Raw genomic sequence first — 391 nt, forward strand, 5'->3', positions numbered from 1 at the left:
CGGCAAGACCATCACCATCGGTGTGAACCAGTCGAGCGGCACCGTCACTACCGTGGCGCCGAATGACGTCTACAAAGGCGACCAGACCGTCACCACCGCCATCAAAGGCGTCACCGGCGGCGAGCATTTCGAGAACCTGGTACCAGGCACTACGCCGGTGAACACCACCGTTACCGACACACCGGGCACTGCTGACACCACCACCGTCACACTGACCGCGCCAAGCGCAGTCAACGAAGGCGGTCAGATTACGTATACCGCCACGCTTTCCAATAAAGCGGGTACCGACGTCACGCTGAAGTTGGACAATGGCTCGTCCATCACCATCAAGGCTGGCGACACCGTCGGCACCGTAACCGTCCCGGCGCCAAGCGATGACGTGTTCATCGAC

1 protein-coding gene is annotated in these 391 nt (G+C 60.9%); it reads left to right on the forward strand.

All coding sequences use genetic code 11. The annotated features are described in order from the left end of the window. On the forward strand, positions 1 to 391 hold a 391-nt coding region (locus M5B97_RS27590; RefSeq protein WP_248733241.1), incomplete at both ends, for an immunoglobulin-like domain-containing protein.

Origin of the sequence: Pseudomonas sp. MWU13-2517 (assembly GCF_023242545.1) — a bacterium.
GTDB lineage: Bacteria > Pseudomonadota > Gammaproteobacteria > Pseudomonadales > Pseudomonadaceae > Aquipseudomonas.